Genomic DNA, 22,206 nt, shown 5'->3' on the forward strand with positions numbered 1-22,206 from the left:
AAGATCGGCGGATTCAAGCGGTCAGTGCAACGAGTCCTGTGAGATGAGGCAGTCACTGATCACAGGAGGATCCGGATGCAGGGCAAGCACGGTCATCTCAGTCGGGAGCAGAAGCGGCTGGCACTCAGGCTGCATGCGAGGGGTTGGCGGCTGGTCGACATCGCCAAGGAGATCGGCTGCAGCGCGCCGATGGTCGGGATCATGGCCCGCACCGGCAGGCACGCCGACGCCAAGCCGTTCGGCTGGGAGCCACGCCAGGGCTGCCTGACGATTGACGAGCGCGAGCAGATCCTGGTGGGGATCAATCGTGGCGACACCTTCACCGCGATCGCCGAGCACCTGGGGCGCGCGGTGTCGACCATCAGCCGCGAGGTGAAGCGCGGCGGTGGTCGCTGCGGCTACTCGGCATGGCATGCGCACGAACGCGCTCGCGATCAAGCTCGTCGGCCGAAGTCTTTCAAGCTCGCGTCAGGCCGGTTGCTCGAGGAGGTCTCCAGCCGGCTGGAGCAGTTGTGGTCCCCCGAGGAGATCGCGGCGCGCCTACGGTTGGATCACGCCGATGATCCGGAGATGCGCGTGAGCCACGAGACGATCTACCAGTCCCTGTTTGTCCAGGGCCGAGGCGAGTTGCGCCGCGAGTTGGCGCGGTGTCTACGGTCCGGAAGAGCGGCCCGAAAGCCCCGCGGCACCACTGACGGCCGCGGCCGGATCCCCGGCATGGTGATGCTCAGCGAACGCCCCGCAGAAGCCGACGACCGCGCCGTGCCCGGACACTGGGAAGGCGACCTCATCCTTGGCGAGGGCAGCCGCAGCGCGGTCGGGACGCTCGTCGAGCGATCGACGCGGATGACGCTGCTGTTGCACCTCCCAGATGGCAAGACAGCCGAGCAGGTCGAGGCAGCGATGCGCGCCGCGATCAGCAAACTACCGTCCTCGTTGGCCAGAACGATCACCTGGGACCAGGGCGCGGAGATGTCGCAGCACGCGGCGTTCACCACTGCCACGGGTATCCCGATCTACTTCTGCGATCCCCACTCGCCCTGGCAGCGCGGGAGCAACGAGAACACCAACGGCCTGTTGCGTCAGTACCTGCCCAAGGGCACCGACCTGAGCGCCGTCACCCGCGAGGAGTTGGACGCGATCCAGGACAGCCTCAACAGCCGACCGCGCAAGACTCTGGGCTATCTGACACCATCAGAGAAGCTCGCAGAGCTTCTTGCGCCCACCGCTTGAATCCGCCATCTCGTTCGCCCGCCGCAACTCCGCGTTCTCACGCTCGAGCTGACGGATCCTCTCGATATCGGAGACCGTCTCCACGCCAGGGGTTTCGGCTTGGCCCTTCTCGACGCGGCGGACCCAGTTCCGCAGAGTCTCGGGGTGGATATCGAGTTGCTTGGCGATCCGCGCCAACGCACCCGGCGCGGTCGCAGGATCGCTACGGGCATCGATGGCCATCCGCGTGGCACGGTCCCGCAACTCCTTCGAGTACTTCGATGGGCGAGGCATGAAACAAGTGTCCCTTCCGGTCAAACCTGCCTCCATCAAACCCGGGACGATTCAATCGTCACTGACCTCATGCAACTGTTGCTGACCGAGGTGCTGCGTCTGCATCTGGACACGGCTCCCGCGGCCGGTCACGGCTGGTTGAGTCTGTGGCGATCGACCGGCTCCGCCGATGCCGCTGGACTCAGAACGGCGGCTCGCCGTCGGTGACCGTCGCGATTTCCCGCTGTCGGCGGTTGGCGGCGCGCCTCTGGGTGCGGTAGCGGTGCTTGGCCTGAGTGCGGGTCAGTCGCCGTTCCGGTTCATTCTCGGCGTGTCGGTTCTCCGGGCGCGTCGCGGGCGAGTCCGACATGCCGAACGACACGCCGTGCCGGCACTGAATGTGCCCGAGCTCGGGCAGCAGCCACAGGTTCATCGCCTGTCGGCGGACGGTCATCCCGTCCGGCGTGGTGACTTCGGTCCAGATGACGCCGTTGGCGTCGACGATCTGATCATCGACCCACCCTTCGGCGTGGGTTTTCACGCCATGATGGAAACGGCACTTCGGATTCAGATTGCACACGCACGTCGGCCCGCCGTTGCCCGGATCGCGGTGGTCGAATTCGACGACGTGATCGAGGTCGGACTTCCACGCCGGGCGGTCGCAGCCGGCGACGGTGCAGGTGCCGAACAGGGCGCGGACGGCTGTGTCGACCGCCGCCGAGGGGCGGTACCGACCGGCGTGTCGCATGCAGTCGGCGATCACCGTGTCCAGATCCAACTCGCGAATCACCGCGTCGGGACGACGCACCAACTCCCGGGCGTGGCGGGCGGAGATCGGACCGACGCCATCCTCGTACGCCGGTAGCTGCGACACGCCGTCGAGCGCCTCCTTGCGCACCACGACGTGAACCATCACCTGGGCGCGCCGCGCGTCGATCTGCGCGGGCGCCAACTCCGAGACGCAGTCGTCCCGCTCGCACAGGCAGGTGAACTGGCTCTGCTGCAGCAGTGCGGTAGCGGCGTCGGACCGGCGGGCCTGCTTGGTTCGCGGGTCGAACGGGCACACGCCGTCGGCGAGCGCGTTGATCGCCCCGAGGGAGATCGCCGCGTCCTCGGTGGAGCCGACGATCACCATCTCCGACACGCCGTCGGCGACCGGCGTCACCGACACCTTCTTGCTCGACGCGACCTGCTCACGAGTCAGGGTCGCGGCGTCCGGGTCGTGCTCGGCCACGATCGCGGCGACGGTCGACTCCACCCGGTTCGCCGACAGTCCACCCATTCCGGCCAGACGATGTGCGATCTCCGCATCAATGAAGGCGAGCAGGTCGCCGTCGTCGACCAACGCGGTCTGCTCCACGGCTCGAACGAACCACCCCGGAGTGAGAACCCCGTCGCGCATCAGTCGGCCGATCGACGGAATCCGCTCGAAACACGCGATCGCCCGATCGACGAACAACTCACCCGCGTACTGCCGGACCCCGGCCGCTGTCGCATACGAGGCCGCCATCTGGCACTGCGGATCAAACAACCGCGTGTACGCATCGACCGACGCGTCGGCCTCTAATTCCGCTTGCTTCGCCCGATACAGCGAGTACACCGCCTGATAGCGATGCCACATCACCAACCCCTGATAGCAGTCAGCCCGCGCTGCGAAGGTCAACAACGCGGCACGATCAGCCCGCGACACCGCAGCCGCATCCGAACCGGACCCGTCGGTCGAACCTGCCGGACATCCGATCCGGATCACGATCGACCCGTCGTCGACCACCACCGACGAGCCGGAATGCTCCCTCACCTGCATGTTCACGCCTCCCCTTCGAGTGCCTCGAACTTACATTCGATGATATCGGCAGGGTCTGACAAATCACTCGAACGGAACGAGGCGGATTCAGCGCACCGTTCTCGGCGACGCGCTCTCGTCGACGTCCTCAAGCCGATCCGCAGGGCGAGCCGGCCACCCGGTAGGTTGAACAGTCTTGGAACGCCGACGGCCGGGAAGGTCTGCGAGGCCGGCGGCGTTCGACCGGGGGAGGCGTGAACACCGAGACGTGAACACCGAGACGTGAACACCTCCACGAACGGCAGATGAAAGGCACGACGACATGACTGAACTGTGGGTCCAGCGGACCGGAACCCGGAGGTACACCGGGCAGAGCTCGCGCGGGGCGCAGGTCCTCATCGGCTCGGAGGACGTCGAGGGCGTCTTCACCCCGGGCGAACTCATGAAGATCGCACTCGCCGCGTGCACCGGGATGTCGTCGGACCGGCCGCTCTCGCGCCGACTGGGCGACGACTACGACGCCACCGTGCGGGTCTCGGGCGACGCCGACCGGGAGAACGAGCAGTACCCGCAGCTGGACGAGGTCCTGGAAGTGGACCTCTCCGAACTCGACCCGGAGGCCGCCGAGCGCCTGCTCGTGGTCGTCGAGCGCGCCATCGACAAGGTCTGCACGGTCGGCCGCACCCTGAAGGCGGGAACTCAGGTCTCGCTCACCATGGAGACCGAGTGATGCAGCGCCTCACCGCGTGGGTGCACGGGCGAGTCCAAGGCGTCGGATTCCGCTGGTGGACCCGGTCGCGAGCGCTGGAACTCGGTCTGGTGGGATACGCCTCGAACCAGCCCGACGGTCGGGTGCTCGTGGTCGCCGAAGGTCCGCATGAATCGCTGACGGCACTGCTGGCCGCGCTGCGCTCGTCCGACACCCCCGGCCGAGTCGATCTGGTGGTGGAGTCCTTCGAGGCGGCACGCGGTGGTTTGACGGGCTTCGTCGAGCGCTGATCCGGGTAGGCTGTCAGGTCGTGCACTTGAAGAGCCTCACCCTGAAAGGGTTCAAATCGTTCGCGTCGTCGACGACGCTGCGGTTCGAGCCCGGCATCACGTGTGTGGTGGGGCCCAACGGGTCGGGCAAGTCGAATGTCGTCGACGCCCTGACCTGGGTGATGGGGGAGCAGGGGGCCAAGGCCCTGCGCGGCGGAAAGATGGCCGACGTCATTTTCGCCGGGACCTCCGGTCGCGCCCCGCTGGGCCGCGCGGAAGTGACCCTGACCATCGACAACTCGGACGGCGCGCTGCCGATCGAGTACTCCGAGGTGTCGGTGACGCGGCGCATGTTCCGCGACGGCGCGGGCGAGTACGAGATCAACGGCAATTCGTGCCGCCTGATGGACGTTCAGGAACTGCTGTCCGATTCGGGCATCGGCCGCGAGATGCACGTCATCCTGGGGCAGGGCCGGCTGGCGGCGATCCTGGAGGCCCGGCCGGAGGAACGGCGCGCGTTCATCGAGGAGGCCGCCGGGGTCCTCAAGCATCGTCGCCGCAAGGAGAAGGCGGTCCGCAAACTCGACGCGATGGCCGCCAACCTGGACCGTCTCACCGATCTGACGACGGAACTCCGCCGCCAGCTCAAGCCGCTCGGCCGGCAGGCCGAGGTGGCGCGGCGCGCGGCGACCGTCCAGGCCGACCTGCGCGACGCCCGCTTGCGGCTGGCCGCCGACGACCTCGTGAAGCGACGCGAGGAGATGGCGCAGCACAGCGCCGTGGAGGCCGACGTCCGGCGACAGCAGGACGAGGTGGCGGCCGCGCTGGACGCCGCCACGGAGGCGCTGTCGGCAGCACAGGAGCATCTGGCGCAGGTGGCGCCCGCGGCGAGTGAGGCCGGACGCGTCTTCTACCAACTCGGCGCACTGTCGGAGCGGGTCGGCGGCACGTTGCGGCTCGCCGGTGAACGCGCGGCGAACCTGGCCTCGCCGAGCGTCGCCAACTCCGGTCCCGATCCCGAGGAACTGGAACGGCAGGCCGAACGCGCTGCGATGACCGAGGCCGAGCACACCGAGGCGGTCGAGGAGGCCGCCGAGCGGCTGGAGTACGCGACCGCCGCGCTGCAGGCCGCCGAGCAGGTGGCCAACGAGGCCGAGCGCGCGCACCTGGCCGCGGTGCAGGCCGTCGCCGACCGCCGCGAGGGTCTGGCGCGGTTGGAGGGCGAGGCCGCGAACCTGCGAACCAAGGTGGAGTCGGTGGACGCCGAGACCGCCCGGCTGACGGCGTCGATCGAGGCGGCCGCCGAGCGGGCCGACACCGCGCAGGCGGCCCTCGATCAGGAGGTGGCGCGGGTCAGGATCCTCGAGGACGCCGAACGCGGCCTCGATGAGCACCACGAACGATGTGCGGCGGCGCTGGCCGAGGCCACTGCGACCGTCGAACGGCTCCGCCAGAGTGAGCGCGAGACCGCCAGATCGATCGCGTCGCTCAGCGCGCGGATCGAAGCGCTCTCGGTCGGTCTGGAACGCGGTGACGGCGGGGCCTGGCTGATCGAACGCGGAACCGAGGGCGTCCTCGTGCCGCTGTCGGAGCTGCTGACGGTGAAGCCGGGCTACGAAGCCGCCATGGCGGGAGCGCTGGGGCCGGCCGCCGATGCGATCACGACGGTCGACGCGCTCGCCGCGGTGCGGGCCCTGCGCGAACTGCGCAGCGGCGACGGCGGGCGAGCGGCCCTCATCGTCGGGGGACTGCCCGGCGTCGACCCCGACCGTCGGCCGTCGCTGCCCGACGGTGCGGTGTGGGCCCGTGACCTGGTCACCGCACCCGACGAGGTGGCGGGCGCGCTCGACGTGCTGCTCGCCGAGACGATCGTCGTCGACGATCCCGAGACCGGGCTGGACCTGGCCCGTGAGCTCGGAGTGGTCGGCGTCACGCGCGACGGCGACCGCATCTCCTCGGCCAGCGTGGAGGGCGGATCCGCACGACGTCCGTCGACCATCGAGGTGCAGTCCGCGATCGATACCGCGACACACGACCTCGCGGCCGCCGAGGAGACGGCACTGCGTCTGGAATCGGAGCTGGCCGCGGCCATCGCCGAACAGGAACGGGCGCGTGAGGACGCCGAGGGGGCGCTCGCTGCCCTCCACGAGTCCGACGCGAACCTCGGGGCGGCCTACGAGTCGCTCGGGCGTCTCGGTTCGGACATCCGTGCTGCACGGGATGAGGCCGACCGGCTCGTGCGGCAACGCAACTTCGTCGAACAGGGCCGCGCGGAGAATCTCGAGAAGCTCACCGAGGTGGAGGAGCGCCTGGCCCGCGCCGTCGACGGTGCAGCCGAAGAGCCGGTCGCCGACGGCGACAGAGCGATGCGCGATGCCGCCGCGGCGGAAGTCGCGTCCGCTCGGTCCGCCGAGGTCGAGACGCGTCTGACACTGCGGACCGCCGAGGAACGCCTGGCGTCGGTGCGCGGCAAGGCCGAGAGTCTGCGTCGCGCGGCGGCCAACGAGCGGGCCAATCGGGAGCGCCAGCGGCGCCAGGACGCTCTCCGCAAGTACGCGGCCGGCGTGGCGAGTGCGGTGGCCGACACCGGAGAACGACTCGCGGACGCGGTGGCCGCGGCCGTGACCGACGCGGCGCAGGCTCGCGACGAACTCGAAGCCATCCGTTCCCAGCGCACGGCCGAGGTGGACGCCCTGCGGGCGCAGGTGGACCAGCTCAGCACGGTGATGAACAAACTGCGCGACGCCGTGCACCGCGACGAACTCGCCAGAGCGCAGGCCGCCTTGCGCATCGAACAGCTCGAGGAACAGGTGCTCGAACAGTTCGCGATCGCGCCGGACGACCTGGTGGCCGAGTACGGACCGGATGTCCCGATGCCGCCGTCGGATCTGGAGATGCGCGAGTACGAGGACGCCAAGGCTCGCGGCGAACAAGTGGTGGCCCCCGCGCCGATGCCCTTCGACCGCGCCACCCAGGAGATGCGTGCGCGCAAGGCGGAGAAGGACCTCAAGACACTCGGCCGCGTGAACCCGCTCGCCCTGGAGGAGTTCGCGGCCCTCGAGGAACGCTACAACTTCCTGTCGGCGCAGCTGGAGGACGTGAAGGCTGCGCGCAAAGACCTGATGGACGTCATCGACGACGTCGACGCCCGGATCCTCCAAGTCTTCACCGATGCGTACGCCGACGTGGAGCGAGAGTTCGTCCAGGTCTTCGCGACGCTGTTCCCCGGGGGCGAGGGCCGGCTGGTCCTGACCGATCCGGACGACATGCTCACCACCGGGGTGGACGTGGAGGCGCGGCCGCCGGGCAAGAAGGTGAAGCGACTGTCGTTGCTCTCCGGCGGCGAGAAGTCGTTGACCGCCGTCGCCATGCTCGTCGCGATCTTCCGGGCGCGGCCCTCGCCCTTCTACGTGATGGACGAGGTGGAGGCCGCCCTCGACGACGCGAATCTGCGCAGGCTCATCTCCCTGTTCGAACAGCTGCGGGAGAAGTCCCAGCTGATCGTCATCACCCACCAGAAACCGACCATGGAGATCGCGGACGCGCTCTACGGCGTGAGCATGCGGGGCGACGGGATCACCCAGGTGATCTCCCAACGACTGCGCGGGGTGGACGTGACCCCGGCCGCCGCCGCACCCGATCCTTCGACTTCACCAACCGACTCCGCTCCCACGAGCTGAAGGGACAACTTCTCCAGTGGACACCCAACTCATCGTCGTCATCGTCATCGCGATCGTCGTCATCCTCGCCCTGGTCGCCGGCGCCGGCTACGCGTTGAATCGCCGCCGCCGGATCTCGCTCCGGGACGAGCCCGCCGCCGGGACCGATCAGGTCACCGACGGATCGCAACGGCAAGTCGATCGTTCCGGGGGCTACAAGGCCGGTTCCGGATTCTCCTTCAGCCAGGGCGGGGCGGGATCGGCGACCCTCGACCGTCCGGAGCCGCCGACGCCGCCCACACCGGAGCCCGTCGCCGAGCCCGAGCCTGCCGCTCAGGTCGAGCCGGAGACCGACGAAACCACCGTCGTACAACCGCCGGCGGCCGAACCGGAACCGGTCGTCGAGCCCGAGCAGGTCGTCGAGCCCGAGCCGGTCGCAGAACCCGAGCCCGTGGCCGAACCCGCACCTGTCGCCGAACCGGCACCCGTCGACACCGCTCCAGCGCTCGACGAGATCGCGCCGACCGCGGGACGGCTTTCCCGCCTGCGCGGGCGCCTGTCGCGGTCGCAGGGTGCGATCGGCGCGAGCGTGCTCGGGCTGCTCGGCGCGGGCGATCTGGACGAGGACAGCTGGGAGGAGATCGAGGACACGCTGGTGATGGCCGATCTCGGCACCGCCGCCACGTCGACGGTCACCGAACGGCTCCGTGAGGAACTGGCGACGGGCAAGGTCCGCTCGGCCGAGGACGCGCGCGCCGCCCTCAAGCGGGTCCTCGTGGAGCAGTTGCATCCCGAACTCGATCGCTCCGTTCGGGCCCTTCCCCATGCGGACCGACCGGCGGTCGTGCTGGTGGCCGGGGTCAACGGCGTCGGCAAGACCACCACCACCGGCAAGCTCGCGCGCGTGCTGGTGGCCGACGGCCGCCGCGTGCTGCTGGGCGCCGCCGACACCTTCCGTGCCGCCGCGGCCGACCAACTGCAGACCTGGGGTGAGCGCGTCGGCGCAGGAATCGTCCGCGGCAAGGAGGGTGCCGACCCGGCCTCGGTCGCCTTCGACGCCGTCAGCACCGGAATCACCGAAGGCGTGGACGTGGTGCTGATCGACACCGCGGGCCGTCTGCACACCAAGGCGGGCCTGATGGACGAGCTCGGCAAGGTCAAGCGAGTGGTCGAGAAGAAGGCCGTGGTGGACGAGGTGCTGCTGGTCCTGGACGCCACGGTCGGCCAGAACGGTCTGATGCAGGCCAAGGTGTTCGCCGAAGTGGTCTCGCTGACCGGCGTGGTGCTCACCAAACTCGACGGCACCGCCAAGGGCGGCATCGTGTTCCGCATCCAGGAGGAGCTCGGCGTCCCCGTGAAGCTGGTCGGGCTCGGCGAAGGCGCCGACGACCTCGCTCCGTTCGAGCCGGAGGCATTCGTCGACGCGCTGCTGTAGCGCGCTGCTTTTTCGAACCGACGTCTGTACCGAACCGGCGTCTGTACCGAACTGACGTCTGTACCGAACTGAGTCGCCAGGATCGTCCCTGTGACGGACGGTCGAGGACACATCGCCCTCGCCGGTCCGTCGCAGGGACGATCTTGTTCTCCGACCCCCTTGTGACTTCGGTTGAATCGTGATTCAATTCTTCTAACAGTTGAATCGCGATTCAAAGTTTGAGCCCGGGCTGAGAGGTGACGATGGCGTACCGACCGACCGCGGCCACCCGACGGAGTGCGGAGGCCAAACGTGCCTCGATCCTCGCGACGGCGCGCCGGATCGTGGCCGACTCCGGTTTCTCCGGCGCTACCGTCGCGGCGATCGCCGAGGGGAGCGGAGTCAGCGTCGGATCGGTGTACTCGTACTTCGACAACCGTGAGGCGCTCCTGGCCGAGGTCTTCCGGGACGCCGCCGGCTACGAGTTCGACCAGGTGCGTCGCGCGGTCGAGGCGGTCGGCGGCGATCCCGGCCGGGAGCTGGGCACGCTCATCGACGTCTTCGCCGACCGCGCTCTTCGCGGCCGCCGCCTGGCGTGGTCGCTGCTCTTCGAGCCGGTGATACCGACGGTGGAGGCCGAACGTCTGCATCTCCGGCAGTCGTACCGCGAGCTCGGCGAGCGGATCATCGCCGACGGCGTCGCCGCCGGAGTGTTCGTCGACCAGGACGCGCCGGTCGTGGCGTCGGCCGTGATGGGAGCGATCTCCGAAGCGCTCGTCGGAGCGCTCGACCCGGACACGGCACCGCTTCCGCACTCCGACCCGGCCGAGCTGGTGGCGACCATCCGCCGATTCTGCTTTCTGGCGCTGGGTGCCACCGCGCCGGTCTGAACCGAACCGACAGACCCCGATCGATCAACCGAAGGAGCCCGCCGCCATGCCCGCCACACACGAGGTCTTCAATCAGGCGCCCGCCCGCGTCGACGTCAACGAGTTCACCAGCCACACAGCGCTGGTGGAGGCGGTGAACGTCTACGGCGCCGGATGGGCCGCCGATGCGCTCACCGAGGCAGGCGCCCTGGTGGGCCGGGCCGATTTCCAGCGCGACGCCGAACTCGCCAACACGATCACCCCCGAACTGCACACCCACGATCGCTGGGGCAACCGGATCGACGACATCGACTTCCACCCGGCCTATCACCGCATCATCGGCGACGCGATCGCCCACGGCGCCCACACCAGCTGCTGGTCGGACCCGCGCGCGGGTGCGCACGTGGCGCGGGCCGCGATGTTCATGCAGTTCGGGCAGATCGAGCCGGGCCACGCCTGCCCGGTGAGCATGACGCATGCCGTCGTCCCGTCGCTGCGAGTGGACGAGAAGCTCGCCGAGCAGTGGCTTCCGCGTGTCTTCTCGCGCGAGTACCGGCACGACCTCGGTTCCGGACAGAAGACCTCGGCGATCTTCGGCATGGCGATGACCGAGAAGCAGGGTGGCTCCGACGTCCGCGCCAACACCACCCGCGCGGTGGAGTTGTCGGACGGCATGTACTCGATCACCGGCCACAAGTGGTTCTGCTCGGCACCGCAGTCGGACGCCTTCCTGGTGCTCGCCCAGACCGCTCCGGGCGTCACCTGCTTCGTGGTGCCGCGCGTGCTGCCCGACGGCACCCGCAACGTCTTCAACGTCCAGCGGCTCAAGAACAAGCTCGGCAACAAGTCGAACGCCTCGAGCGAGGTGGAGTTCGACGGCACCGTCGGCTGGCGCCTCGGCGACGAGGGCGCGGGCGTACGGACCATCATCGAGATGGTCAACCAGACCCGGCTCGACTGCGTGATCGGCAGCGCCGCGGGCATGCGCCAGTCAGTGGCCGAGGCGGCGTGGCATGTGCGCCACCGCTCGGCCTTCGGCGCGAGGCTCGTCGACCAGCCGGCGATGACCGCCGTCGTCGCCGACCTGCAGGTGGAGGCCGAGGCCGCGATCTGGACCGCGATGCGACTGGCCGCCGCCTATGACGACGACGCCGACGAGTCCGCGGCCTTCCGCAGGCTCGCGACCGCCGTCGGCAAGTACTGGGTCTGCAAACGCGGTCCCAACCACGCCTACGAGGCGCTCGAATGTCTCGGCGGCAACGGCTACTGCGAGAACGGTTTCCCGCTCTCGCGCCGGTACCGGGAACAGCCGGTCATGGCGGTCTGGGAGGGGTCGGGCAATGTCATCGCACTCGACGTCCTGCGTGCCATGATGCGTGACCCGATGTCCGTGGAGGCGGTCGACAACGAGTTCGAGCGCGCACTCGGGGTGTATCGCGAGTACGACCTCCACGTCGAGAAGACCCGCAAACTCGTCGCGCAGGCGTCCGCCGACCCCGCGGGCGCTCCCGCAGTGGCCCGCCGGCTCACCGAATCGATGGCGATCGCGCTGCAGGGCTCGATCCTCATCCGGCAGGCGCCCGAGTCGGTGACCGACGCATTCGTCGCCGGACGGATCGCCGATCCGGGCCACATGTACGGCGTCCTCGACTCGGCACTCGACCTCGCGGGAATCGTCGCCCGCGCCTGAATCCGGCGCGACCGGCCCACGGTCCACACCACCGCACCCTCCCTCCCCGGCCTCCCGAGGCCGTCGTCTTTCGAAAGAGCGTCTCGATGCATCTGACCGCCACTCTGGAGCGCAGCGCGCGCCTGAATCCGACCAAAGCCGCCGTCGTCCACGGCGAGGAGGAGATCACGTACAGCGAGCTCCTCGACCGGGCGCGACGTGCGGCGTCGGTGCTCATCGGCGCCGGTGTCGGGCCGGGCGACCGGGTGGCGGTCATGACGTACAACACGCCGGGGTTCGTCGTGGCGGCGTTCGGCGCCTGGTTCGCGGGTGCCGCGCTGGTTCCGGTCAACCACAAGTTCGCCGCGCCGGAGGTGGCCTACGCGCTCGAGCACAGCGGCGCGGTCGTCGGCGTCGTCTCCGGATCCCTCGCCGAGACCGCGGCGGCCGGCGCGCCGGGGTTCCGGTGGTTCACCACCGAGAGCGCTCACGACGGCCTGCCCGACTTCGACGAGTCGGTCCGCGCCGCCGCTCCTGTCCCGGGCGCCGTCGACTCGGGCCTCGACGCGGTGGCGCAGGTGCTCTACACGTCGGGGACCACCAGTTCGCCCAAAGGCTGCCTGCACACGCATCGCACCCTGTCCGGCCTGGCGCCGGCGCTCGCGGCCACCCTGGGGTTCACGCAGGACGAGCGGTTCCTGCTCGCGATGCCCATCTGGCACGCCGCGCCGCTCAACGACTGGCTGCTGACGATGATCGCCCTCGGTGCGACGACTGTTCTGATGCGTGAGTTCCATCCGGCCGAACTGCTGCCCGCCGTCGAGCGCTACCGGATCACCGCCTTCTTCGGCTCGCCGATCGCATACCTCCTGCCGGTGCAACTGGCCGACGCCGGCGCGCTCGACTTCGCCGACCACGACCTGTCGACCGTGTCGAAGTGGCTGTACGGCGGCGCGTCGCTCGGCGAGGCCACGGCCCGCAGGCTGGTGGCGGCCTACCGCAGCGACCGCTTCTTCCAGGTGTACGGCATGAGCGAGATGGGGCCGGCGGGCACGGCCCTGTATCCCCACGAGCAACTGGCGAAGGCCGGCTCGATCGGCCGAGGTCCGATGGTCGGCGTCGACCTGCGCTTGGTCGACGCCGACGGACGCGACGTCGGTCCCGGCGACACGGGCGAGATCTGGCTGCGCGGCGACACCCGGATGATCGGCTACCTGAACAACGAGACCGCCACAGCCGACTGCTTCGTCGGCGACTGGTTCCGCACCGGCGACGTCGCACGGATGGACCGGGACGGCTACCTCTACATCGTCGACAGACTGAAGGACGTGATCATCGTCGGGGGCGAGAACGTCCACTCGCAGGAGGTGGAGGAGGTGCTGCGCGCGCATCCCCGCCTGGCGGACGTCGCGGTGATCGGCCGTCCGCACCCCGAATGGGGCGAGACGGTCGTCGCGATGTGCGTCACCGTCGACGGGACCGAACTGACGCTCGACGAGGTGCGCGAGTTCCTCGCCGACAAGCTCGCTCGCTACAAACTGCCGCGCGAGGTGGTGACGGTCGAGACACTGCCGCGCAATCCCAGCGGAAAGATCCTCAAGCACGTACTGCGCGGACAAGTGTGACCCGGCCGCCGCGCAACACCCGCGAAACATTTCCGCGGATTCCTTGACGGCCCCGAAACTTCTGCGCGACGCGGCACGCAACACCAGCGTTGCACTCTTATCGCGAGACGTCGATCGGCGACGTCTCGCGAGGAGGTGCGAGGAGTGCAGACTGCATTGCCGGACAACGTGTTCGGAACCGTTGATGCGGGTAATACCGCTTGGGTGATCGTGAGCGCATCGCTCGTGCTGTTGATGACACCCGCGCTGGCGTTCTTCTACGGAGGGCTCTCGCGTGCCAAGTCCGTGCTGAACATGATGATGATGTCGTTCGCGGCGCTCGGCACGGTCACGGTGATCTACGTGCTGTGGGGATTCTCGATGTCCTTCGGGAACTCCTTGACCGGCACCGGCGACATCGGGGGACTGTTCGCCAATCCGTTCTCACTGTTCGGGTCGGACCAACTGATGCAGACCAGGTCGGTCGGCGATGCGACGCAGTTCGTGGTGTGGGGGAGCACCCAGATTCCGGCGACCGTCTTCATGGCGTTCCAACTGACCTTCGCCGTGATCACAGTCGCGCTCATCAGCGGTGCGATCGCCGAACGCGTCAAGTTCGCCACCTGGGTGGCGTTCACCGTGCTGTTCGCGACCATCGTCTACTTCCCGCTCGCCCACATGGTGTGGGGCGGCGGACTGATGTCGAACGCGAAGGACTCGATCGCCTCCTGGCTGTTCGGCGTCGCCGACGGAGTGGCGAAGGTCGCGCCCATCGACTTCGCCGGAGGCACCGTCGTCCACATCAACGCCGGCATGGCCGGCCTGGTGCTGGCGCTGGTGGTCGGCAAACGCCGCGGGTTCGGCCGCACCTCGTACCGTCCGCACAACATTCCCTTCGTGATGCTCGGCGCGGCCCTGCTGTGGTTCGGCTGGTTCGGCTTCAACGCCGGCTCCGAGCTCGCCGCCGACGCCACCGCCGGCCTCGTGTGGATCAACACCGCCGCGGCGACGGCCGCCGCGATGATCGGGTGGCTGGCCGTGGAATGGATCCGAGACCGCCACCCGACGAGCGTCGGTGCGGCCTCCGGCGTCGTCGCCGGACTGGTGGCAGTCACGCCCGCCTGCGGCGCCCTCACCCCGGTCGGCTCGTTGTTCCTCGGTGTGGTCGCCGGTGCGCTCGCGGCCGTCGCGATCGGGCTGAAGTACCGGCTCGGCTTCGACGACTCGCTGGACGTGGTGGGCGTGCACCTCGTCGCCGGTCTGTGGGGCACGATCGCGATCGGTCTCCTCTCCAAGGACTCGGGTCTGTTCTACGGCCATGACTACAAACAGCTGGTGGTGCAGGCGGCGATCGCCCTGTTCGCGCTCGTGTTCACCGGAATCCTGACCTTCGCGATCGCGATGGTGCTCAAGCCGCTCGGCTGGCGTGTGGACCGGGAGGCGGAGTTCACCGGCATCGACAGCGCCGAGCACGCCGAGAGTGCGTACGAGCCGGCATGAGTTCAGCAGACACTAGTCTCGATCGGGAGAGAAGGGTTTATCCATGAAACTGATCACCGCAATCGTCAAGCCGTTCACCCTCGAGGACGTCAAAGCCGGTCTGGAGCACATCGGGATCGTCGGGATGACCGTCAGCGAGGTACAGGGCTACGGGCGGCAGAAGGGGCACACCGAGGTGTACCGCGGCGCCGAGTACGCCGTCGACTTCGTCCCGAAGGTCCGGGTGGAGGTCGTCGTCGACGATGAGGCAGTGGACCAGGTGGCCGAGGTGATCGTCGAGTCGGCCCGCACCGGGAAGATCGGTGACGGGAAGGTCTGGGTGACACCGGTGGAGTCGATCATCCGGGTGCGGACCGGTGAACGCGGACCAGAGGCCATCTGAGGCCGGGCGGGCGCCGGGGTCCACCTCCGGCGCCACGCTCGGTGCGGCGAGATCGGTGCTGCTGCAGGACGATTCCCTGGTCGGAGCGCGTCAGCGCGAGGCGATCGGCGCACTGTTCGAGGACTGGCTCGTGGAACGGGCACGGTCGCTCGGGATCGTCGAGCGCAGCGGATTCGCCGTTGTCGCGGTCGGCAGCCTGGGTCGCCGGGAGATGGTCGGCTACTCCGACCTCGACCTGATCCTGGTGCACGACGACCGGTACCCCGAACGACTGTCGGAGGTGGCGGACGGACTCTGGTACCCGCTGTGGGACGCGGGAATCTCCCTCGACCACAGTGTGCGATCGGTGCCGGAGGCCATGCGGGTGACGCGCGAGGACGCCACGGCCGCGCTCGGGCTCCTCGACTCCCGGTTCATCGCCGGCGACGAGGACCTCGCCCGGTTGATGACCGTCTCGGTGCGCAACCTCTGGCGGTCGGAGGCGCGGATGCGGTTGCCGCAGGTGATCGAAGCCGCGGAAGACCGCTGGCGGCGCACCGGCGACATCGCCCACCGCGCCGAGCCGGATCTGAAGAACGGCCGCGGGGGACTGCGCGACATCCAGTTGCTGAATGCGCTCGCGCTCGCGCAGTTGACCGACGGGCTCGCCCGTCTCGATCCCGGCACCGAGGGTTCGCCGCTGCCGCGTGCCTACGACTTCCTGCTCGCCGCGCGCGGCGAGGCGCATCGGATCGCCGGCCGGGCACGTGACCAGATCCGCGCCCAGGATGCCGACGACATCGCCGCGGCACTCGGTGTCGCCGATCGCTTCGAGCTCTCCCGGCGGATCAGCGATGCCGGACGGACCACCTCGTACGCTGTCGACGCCGGTTTGCGCACCGCCCAGAACGCCGTGAGCCGACGCGGGTTCTCTCGGTTGCGCCGCGCCGCGGCATTGCGGCGCCCGCTCGACGAAGGGGTGGTCGAACAGGGCGGCGAGGTGGTACTCGCACGCTCGGCCATTCCCAGCCAGGATCCGGGTCTGGTGCTGCGGGTGGCCGCCGCGGCCGCCCGGAACCGGCTGCCGATCAACGGCCCGGCGCTCGAGCGCCTGGCCACCTACGGTGCGCCGATGCCGGAGCCGTGGTCGTCGGAGGCCCTCGCCGATCTGCTGGTGCTGCTGGCGTCGGGGCACGACATGGCCGGCCCGATCGAGGCCCTCGACCGGGCCGGACTGTGGGGCGCACTGTTCCCCGAATGGGATCGGGTCCGCGACCTGCCGCCCCGCGACGGCATTCACACCTGGACCGTCGACCGGCATCTCATCGAGACGGTCGCCGCGGCGGCGGAACTGACCACCAGCGTCTCGCGTCCCGATCTGCTGCTGCTCGGCGCGTTGCTGCACGACATCGGCAAGGGGCGCGGCGGCGACCACTGCGCCGTCGGCGCCGAACTCGCCGAACACATCGGGCGGCGTCTGGGCCTGTGGGAGCCGGATCGGCGCCTGCTCGCCGAACTCGTCCGCCACCATCTGCTGCTCCACCGGGTGGTGACGCGTCGCGACCCGGCCGATCCGGAGGTCGTGGCGCACGTGGCCGACGTGCTCGGCGGGAGCGCGGTCCTGGCCGAACTCCTGGGAGCCCTCTCGGACGCCGACTCCCGCGCCACCGGCCCGGGGGTGTGGGGGGAGTGGAAGGCCACCCTGATCTCCGGGTTGGTCGAACGCGTCGTCGCGCACATCGGCGGAGCGCCGGTGCCCGCACCCGACCCGATCCCGCCGGACCTGCGTGAGCTGGCCGACCGCGGCGGTCTCCACGTGAGCCTGCGTCCCGGGGACGGTCCGAACATGACGATCGTCACCATGATCGCGCCCGACCGGCCGGGACTGCTGTCGAAGATGGCCGGTGTGCTCGCACTGTCGGGCCTGCACGCGCACTCGGCGACGGTCGCCGGTCATGCCGGGCACGCCGTCGACTCGTTCGTGGTGATGCCGACCTTCGGCGGTCCGCCCGATGCGCCGCTGCTGCGGCAACGTCTGGCCGCGGTGCTCGACGGCGATCGGGACCCGGTGGCCGAGCTGGCGGCGCGGGCGGCAGCCCGCCTGCCCGAGGCGGGGGTCTCCGGCCGACCCGCGGTCCCGGTGAGCCGCACCGCGGCGCCGCCGCGGGCACGCTGGCTCGCGGGCCCGCACGGGCGTCCGCTGCTGGAACTGCGCGCGGCCGACGACGAAGGCCTTCTCGCGCGCGTCGCCGCCGAGCTGGAGAAGGCGCGTGCCGACGTCGCCTGGGCGAAGGTCTCCACCCTGGGTGCGACGGCCGTCGACACCTTCTGCCTCAGCCTCCCGGACGACGGACCGGCGGCGCGCCACGCGGTGGCGGCGGCGGTCCTGGCGGTCTGCGCGCCCACGCGGTGAGGCCCGGCCCGGAGCCGATCACGATCCGCGCGACATCGCCGTGCCCGGACGTGGAAGGATGGAGGAATGTTCGAATCCCTCTCTGACCGGTTGACCGGTGCTCTGAAGGACCTGCGCGGCAAGGGACGGCTGACCGACGCGGACATCGACGCGACCGCGCGCGAGATCCGCCTCGCACTGCTCGAGGCCGACGTCTCGCTGCCCGTGGTCCGCGCCTTCATCAGCCGCATCAAGGAACGCGCGAAGGGCGCCGAGGTCTCCGGCGCCCTGAATCCGGCTCAACAGATCGTCAAGATCGTCAACGAGGAACTGGTCGGCATCCTGGGCGGCGAGACGCGGCGCATCCGCCTCGCAAAGAACCCGCCGACGGTCATCATGCTCGCCGGTCTGCAGGGCGCCGGTAAGACGACCCTCGCGGGCAAGCTGTCGGCGTGGCTGGTCAAGCAGGGTCACACGCCGCTGCTCGTGGCCTGTGACCTACAGCGCCCCGGCGCCGTGCAGCAGCTCCAGATCGTCGGTGAGCGGGCCGGAGTGCCGGTCTTCGCGCCGCATCCGGGCACCTCGGTCGGCGGCGAGGGCGAACTCGGCGTCGACGGCTCGGCCGATCCGGTCGCCGTCGCACGGGCCGGCGTGCAGGAGGCCCGCGACAAGCAGCACGATGTGGTCATCATCGACACCGCGGGCCGTCTGGGCATCGACGCGGAACTGATGCGGCAGGCCTCCGACATCCGGGACGCGACCGACCCGGACGAGGTGCTGTTCGTCCTCGACGCCATGATCGGCCAGGACGCGGTCACCACCGCCCAGGCCTTCGCCGACGGCGTCGACTTCACCGGCGTGGTCCTCACCAAGCTCGACGGCGACGCCCGGGGCGGCGCCGCGCTCTCGGTCCGCGAGATCACCGGACGGCCGATCATGTTCGCCTCGACCGGTGAGAAACTCGACGACTTCGACGTCTTCCATCCGGACCGCATGGCCAGCCGCATCCTGGGGATGGGCGACGTCCTCTCGCTCATCGAGCAGGCCGAGCAGCACTTCGACCAGGCCGAGGCGGAGAAGACCGCTGCCAAGATCAGCCAGGGCGAGCTGACGCTGGAGGACTTCCTGCAGCAGATGCTGATGATCCGCAAGATGGGACCGATCGGGAACCTGTTGGGCATGCTTCCCGGCGCAGGCGACATGAAGGACGCGCTCTCGCAGGTCGACGACAAGCAGCTCGACAAGATCCAGGCGATCATCCGGGGCATGACGCCCGCCGAGCGCGACAACCCGAAGATCATCAACGCCTCCCGACGGATCCGCATAGCGAACGGCTCCGGCGTCACGGTGACCGACGTGAACCAGCTCGTCGACCGGTTCTTCGCCGCACGCAAGATGATGTCGCAGATGTCGGGCCGGATGGGCATGGGCGGCGGCCGCAAGAACGCGCGCAAGGGCAAGAAGGGCAAGAAGGGGAAGGGCAAGGGTCGCGGACCCACGCCGCCCAAGGCGATGCGCGGCGGATTCCCGGGCATGCCCGGCATGCCGCCGGGCATGGGACTGCCGCCCGGTCTGGATCTGAGCAACATGCCTCCCGGCCTCGACGAACTGCCGCCCGGTCTGGAGGGCATCGACCTCAACGACCTGAAGTTCCCCAAGAAGTAGGTTTCCCGAGAAGTCAGCGGTCGCCGGCCGTCGCCGAATCGCGAACGGCTCGGCCGCGAAAGGCCCTGTGATGACTCAAGCGCTCGAATTCACCGGTACCGATCCGTTCACCGGCGAGGCCCTGACCCTCTGGGTCGTCGACGGAGCCGTCTCGACCGAGCCGGTCGCCGGCGCTGAGAAGGCCGGGGGCGGATGGATCGTCCCGGGTCTGGTGGACGCGCACAACCACGTCGGCATCGCACCCGGGCTCGGGGTCACCATCGACCGGGCGCGCGAGTACGCGAGGGCCGACGCCCGGGCCGGTGCGCTGCTGATCCGCGAGGTGGGATCGCCGCTCGACACCCATCCGCTCGACGCCGACCCGACCGGGCCCCGTTTCATCCGGTCGGGCAAGCACATCGCCCGGCCCAAGCGCTACCTGCGCGACTACGGTGTGGAACTCGAGAACCCGGACGATCTGGCGGACGAGGTGGCACGTCAGGCCCGCGACGGAGACGGATGGGTCAAGCTGGTCGGCGACTGGATCGACCGCGAGGTGGGCGATCTGGCTCCGCTGTGGACCCGCGATCAGCTCGACGCGGCCGTCGCCGCCGCGCACGAGAACGGTGCCCGGATCACCGCCCACGTCTTCGGAGCGGACGGGCTCGACGACATCATCGGGGCGGGGTTCGACTCGATCGAGCACGGCACCGGTCTGAGCGAGGACCTGATCGACGAGATGGTGCGCAAGGACATCGCGTTGGTGCCGACCCTGATTCAGCTGGAGAACTTCCCGGAGATCGCCGACGGTGCGGACCGATTCCCGAGGTACCAGGCCAACATGCGGGCGCTGTACGCCGGTCGAGGCGAGGTCTTCGCCCGGGCCCGCGAGGCGGGGGTGCGGATCTACGCGGGCACCGATGCGGGCGGGTTCATCGGGCACGGCCGGATCGTCGACGAGATCGAGGCCCTCGTCGGTGTCGGTTTCAGCCCGCTCGACGCGCTGGCCGCGGCCTCGACCGCCCCGCGCGAGTGGCTGGGAGCGTCCGGGCTCGAGCACGGTGCACGCGCCGACTTCATGGTCCTCGACGCCGATCCGGCTGCCGACCTGACGACGTTGCGGCGACCGCTCCACGTGGTCTGCGGCGGCGAGAAGATCGCATAGCCCACGGCGTGAGCCGCGCCGGTCAGCCGAGGATCTGCAGCACGCCGATCACGATCAGCAGCACCGTGACGAACCAGCCCGCATAGCGGATCACCACTTCGCGGTTGCGCCGGCCGTAGGCGAACACCCGACCGATCCACCAGTGTGGGCGGGCACGCACCACCACCAGCGCCAGGCCGGCGAGCAGGGGCAGGCTCAGGGCCACCGTGGCGTACAGGACCACACCGAGATACCGCTCGGTGAGCGGGATGTCGGTCGCCGACAGGACCGCCAGGCCCGCGTAGAACGGCACGGACGTGGCCGACTGGACCACGCCGAGCACGAATCCGACCAGCAGGGTCAGGGGGGACGGCGCCCGCAGCGGCGTGAGGATCTTGTCGACGAGGTCCGACGAGTCACCGCCGCGCCAGGTGAGGAATGCGGTGAGCAGACCGGTCAGGATCAGCAGGATCCCGAACAGCGGTGAGGAGATCACGGCGTCGACCACCGATTGGAGGCCGTCGAACACCAGCATCACGGCGATCGCCAGAACGAGAACGCCGAGCCAGTCGCCGATCAGCACCAGCGGTGCGATCCGCCGGTACTGGCCGGGACCCAGTATGAGCGCCAGCGTGACGAGAACCCCGATCAGGAGCACGTTCACCGAGTCGACGAATGCGAGCGACAGGGCGTGCAGCATGGATTCTCAGGTCTCCGGGGCGTCGTGCGGCGGCCGGTGCGGCCGCCGATGTCCGATGTCACGCTACCGGCTGCACGCGCCGGGACCGATTTCCGGTGGTCGGGACCCAGTGAGCCGGCGCTCCGGTTTGGGTGGCGGCTCGTACCTCTGGCAGAATGAGTCGCTGGTTCGCCGGAGCCGGCCACGGCCGACCGGCGGTCACCCCGATAGAGAACGCAAAACCGGGCTCGTCGCCGATCGACGGGTCGCTGAATTGCGCTGTGACACAAGGAGACGCCCACATGGCTGTCAAGATCAAGCTCACCCGGCTCGGCAAGATCCGCAACCCGCAGTACCGCATCGTCGTCGCCGACGCCCGCACTCGCCGCGACGGCCGCGTCATCGAGACCATCGGCAAGTACCACCCGAAGGAAGAGCCGTCGCTGATCGAGGTCGACTCGGAGCGCGCTCAGTACTGGCTGGGCGTCGGCGCGCAGCCGACCGAGCCGGTCGCCGCCATCCTGAAGATCACCGGTGACTGGCAGAAGTTCAAGGGCCTGCCGGGCGCCGAGGGCACCCTGAAGGTCGCCGAGCCGAAGACCTCCAAGCAGGATCTGTTCAACGCCGCCCTCGCCGCTGCCGAGAACGAGCCGGCCGCCGCCGCGACCACCGCCAAGAAGAAGGCGAAGAAGGCTGACGAGAAGGCCGACGACGCCGCTGCCGAGGCTCCCGCCGAGGAGGCCGGTGACGCCAAGGCGGACGCGTGAGCGCCGTCGTCGCCGACGCCGTCGAACACCTCGTTCGCGGCATCGTCGCCAACCCGGACGACGTCCGGGTCGACCTCATCACCGGCCGTCGCGGCCGGATGGTCGAGGTTCATGTCAACCCCGACGATCTCGGCAAGGTGATCGGCCGCAACGGCCGCACCGCCACCGCGCTGCGCACCCTGGTCTCCGGCATCGGCGGCCGCGGTGTGCGCGTGGACATCGTCGACACCGATCGCTGATCGAAAGCAGGACTCGGAT

18 protein-coding genes are annotated in these 22,206 nt (G+C 69.5%); 15 read left to right on the forward strand and 3 right to left on the reverse strand.

Translation table 11 applies throughout. The features are described 5' to 3' along the window. The first annotated feature begins 75 nt into the window (after window positions 1-75). A complete protein-coding gene (locus tag P5P27_RS07455; protein ID WP_006896665.1) occupies window positions 76-1,233 on the forward strand; it encodes an IS30 family transposase in 1,158 nt (385 codons plus the stop codon). Here the strand turns inward: P5P27_RS07455 and P5P27_RS07460 are convergent. Further along, window positions 1,195-1,506, reverse strand: coding sequence for a transposase (locus tag P5P27_RS07460; RefSeq protein WP_278127090.1), 312 nt, complete (start codon window positions 1,504-1,506; stop codon window positions 1,195-1,197). The two genes, P5P27_RS07455 and P5P27_RS07460, sit on opposite strands and share 39 nt — an antisense overlap. A 181-nt stretch (window positions 1,507-1,687) precedes the next feature. Beyond that, window positions 1,688-3,295 carry a DUF222 domain-containing protein gene (locus P5P27_RS07465; RefSeq protein WP_006896667.1) on the reverse strand — a complete coding sequence of 536 codons (1,608 nt, stop codon included), beginning with the start codon at window positions 3,293-3,295 and terminating at the stop codon, window positions 1,688-1,690. A 295-nt stretch (window positions 3,296-3,590) separates the two neighbouring features. Between P5P27_RS07465 and P5P27_RS07470 the strand changes: the two genes are divergently transcribed. The 12 genes from P5P27_RS07470 to P5P27_RS07525 all read left to right on the forward strand — a co-directional run bounded on the left by P5P27_RS07470 (window position 3,591) and on the right by P5P27_RS07525 (window position 20,523). Beyond that, on the forward strand, window positions 3,591-3,998 hold the full coding sequence (locus P5P27_RS07470) for an OsmC family protein (protein ID WP_006896668.1): 408 nt from the start codon (window positions 3,591-3,593) through the stop codon (window positions 3,996-3,998). Continuing rightward, on the forward strand, window positions 3,998-4,267 hold the full coding sequence (locus P5P27_RS07475) for an acylphosphatase (RefSeq protein ID WP_006896669.1): 270 nt from the start codon (window positions 3,998-4,000) through the stop codon (window positions 4,265-4,267). The genes P5P27_RS07470 and P5P27_RS07475 overlap by 1 nt, the downstream gene beginning before the upstream one ends. 20 nt (window positions 4,268-4,287) lie before the next feature. Beyond that, window positions 4,288-7,926: a chromosome segregation protein SMC gene (gene smc, locus P5P27_RS07480; protein ID WP_222111144.1), complete on the forward strand. Its 3,639-nt coding sequence runs from the start codon at window positions 4,288-4,290 to the stop codon at window positions 7,924-7,926. Window positions 7,927-7,942: 16 nt separating this feature from the next. Beyond that, window positions 7,943-9,340: a signal recognition particle-docking protein FtsY gene (gene ftsY / locus P5P27_RS07485; RefSeq protein ID WP_278127094.1), complete on the forward strand. Its 1,398-nt coding sequence runs from the start codon at window positions 7,943-7,945 to the stop codon at window positions 9,338-9,340. Window positions 9,341-9,582: 242 nt separating this feature from the next. Continuing rightward, window positions 9,583-10,209: a TetR/AcrR family transcriptional regulator gene (locus tag P5P27_RS07490; RefSeq protein ID WP_045539699.1), complete on the forward strand. Its 627-nt coding sequence runs from the start codon at window positions 9,583-9,585 to the stop codon at window positions 10,207-10,209. Between the two features lie 46 nt (window positions 10,210-10,255). After that, on the forward strand, window positions 10,256-11,878 hold the full coding sequence (locus tag P5P27_RS07495; protein ID WP_278127097.1) for an acyl-CoA dehydrogenase family protein: 1,623 nt from the start codon (window positions 10,256-10,258) through the stop codon (window positions 11,876-11,878). A gap of 86 nt (window positions 11,879-11,964) precedes the next feature. Further along, window positions 11,965-13,482: a class I adenylate-forming enzyme family protein gene (locus P5P27_RS07500; protein ID WP_062366782.1), complete on the forward strand. Its 1,518-nt coding sequence runs from the start codon at window positions 11,965-11,967 to the stop codon at window positions 13,480-13,482. A 144-nt stretch (window positions 13,483-13,626) separates the two neighbouring features. Then, the gene (locus P5P27_RS07505) at window positions 13,627-14,961 is read left to right on the forward strand and encodes an ammonium transporter (RefSeq protein WP_278127100.1); all 1,335 of its coding nucleotides are present in this window, start codon (window positions 13,627-13,629) and stop codon (window positions 14,959-14,961) included. Between the two features lie 43 nt (window positions 14,962-15,004). Beyond that, window positions 15,005-15,343 carry a P-II family nitrogen regulator gene (locus tag P5P27_RS07510; RefSeq protein ID WP_006896676.1) on the forward strand — a complete coding sequence of 113 codons (339 nt, stop codon included), beginning with the start codon at window positions 15,005-15,007 and terminating at the stop codon, window positions 15,341-15,343. Further along, complete coding sequence (locus P5P27_RS07515; protein ID WP_062366784.1) at window positions 15,318-17,735, forward strand: [protein-PII] uridylyltransferase; 2,418 nt, start codon at window positions 15,318-15,320, stop codon at window positions 17,733-17,735. Before P5P27_RS07510 ends, P5P27_RS07515 begins: the two co-directional genes overlap by 26 nt. A gap of 66 nt (window positions 17,736-17,801) precedes the next feature. Next, window positions 17,802-19,379, forward strand: coding sequence for a signal recognition particle protein (ffh, locus tag P5P27_RS07520; protein ID WP_006897915.1), 1,578 nt, complete (start codon window positions 17,802-17,804; stop codon window positions 19,377-19,379). A gap of 70 nt (window positions 19,380-19,449) precedes the next feature. Continuing rightward, window positions 19,450-20,523, forward strand: coding sequence for an amidohydrolase family protein (locus tag P5P27_RS07525; RefSeq protein ID WP_006897914.1), 1,074 nt, complete (start codon window positions 19,450-19,452; stop codon window positions 20,521-20,523). Window positions 20,524-20,545: 22 nt separating this feature from the next. Here P5P27_RS07525 and P5P27_RS07530 read toward each other — a convergent pair whose 3' ends face one another. Continuing rightward, a complete protein-coding gene (locus P5P27_RS07530; RefSeq protein ID WP_006897913.1) occupies window positions 20,546-21,202 on the reverse strand; it encodes a hypothetical protein in 657 nt (218 codons plus the stop codon). A 281-nt stretch (window positions 21,203-21,483) separates the two neighbouring features. Between P5P27_RS07530 and rpsP the strand changes: the two genes are divergently transcribed. Both rpsP and P5P27_RS07540 read left to right on the forward strand, forming a co-directional pair. Further along, window positions 21,484-21,948: a 30S ribosomal protein S16 gene (gene rpsP, locus P5P27_RS07535; protein ID WP_006897912.1), complete on the forward strand. Its 465-nt coding sequence runs from the start codon at window positions 21,484-21,486 to the stop codon at window positions 21,946-21,948. Next, window positions 21,945-22,187 carry an RNA-binding protein gene (locus tag P5P27_RS07540; RefSeq protein ID WP_006897911.1) on the forward strand — a complete coding sequence of 81 codons (243 nt, stop codon included), beginning with the start codon at window positions 21,945-21,947 and terminating at the stop codon, window positions 22,185-22,187. The genes rpsP and P5P27_RS07540 overlap by 4 nt, the downstream gene beginning before the upstream one ends. The last annotated feature ends 19 nt before the right edge of the window (window positions 22,188-22,206 follow it).

This window comes from Gordonia sihwensis, from assembly GCF_029632925.1.
Taxonomy (GTDB): domain Bacteria; phylum Actinomycetota; class Actinomycetes; order Mycobacteriales; family Mycobacteriaceae; genus Gordonia; species Gordonia sihwensis.